Annotated in this window: 2 protein-coding genes; both read right to left on the bottom strand. The window is 38.4% G+C overall.

Annotated features, from left to right (window positions below):
- Nucleotides 1–469: transposase family protein (locus tag AVJ20_RS18530; RefSeq protein ID WP_213066213.1), on the bottom strand; the 469-nt coding region annotated here is incomplete at its 3' end.
- Nucleotides 417–742: transposase family protein (locus AVJ20_RS18070; RefSeq protein WP_162689817.1), on the bottom strand; the 326-nt coding region annotated here is incomplete at its 5' end. The genes AVJ20_RS18070 and AVJ20_RS18530, both read right to left, overlap by 53 nt.

Here is a 742-nt window from a genome sequence, read left to right as displayed (position 1 = left end):
ATTTTTTGCTCAGCTCTAAATTATAGATTCCTGCAATTAAATTGAATCTTAAGCCCAGTCTTTTTCCTCGATTACGATATCGCTCGGCAAGGATTTTGAAAGTTTTTAAACTACCAAATACATGCTCAACCCCAATTCTTCTTTTGTTGATTTCTTGATTATAGATTTTTAGTTCAGGATCCAATTTACAGCGCTTTTTTGCTTTTAATGGCAACAAGCTATTTGGATACACTGCGTAAATCCCTTGATAGCCTTTATCTGCAAGGATAAAGGCACCTGCCGGAATCTGATGTAAGTTTCGTTTGAAGAGTTCGAAATCATGTACAGCACCACGATCAGTGCATAAACTCATAATTTGCTGAGTTCTATAATGAATGATGGCCTGGACTTTGAAAGTATGTGCCTTCTTTTTGCCACTATAGCTTTTCTTCTGTTTTTTTAGGTCTTTGTATTGGAATTTCTGTGGCATCAACAATCACCACGTTCCAGTCGATGCCTTTGCCCTCAGGCAAATGCTTCGGTAAATTAAATAAATTGGACTTGATCAGGCAGTCCTCTACATGACGGACAATTCTTGAAGCAGTCGGCTCTGACACACCATAACTTGTTGCAACATGGAACAAGGTTCGGTATTCGCGCCAATAACTTAAGCACAGAAGGATTTGATCTTCTAGGCTCAATTTAGTTGGTCTACCTTTAGCAGGAACATGCATTTTCAGTTGTTCAACCATTAAATCAAAGG

Origin of the sequence: Acinetobacter sp. CFCC 11171, from assembly GCF_003268405.1 — a bacterium.
Classification (GTDB): Bacteria; Pseudomonadota; Gammaproteobacteria; order Pseudomonadales; family Moraxellaceae; genus Acinetobacter; species Acinetobacter amyesii.
The sequence above is the reverse complement of the archived record's forward strand: the minus strand, read 5'-3'. Positions and strand labels throughout refer to the sequence as shown.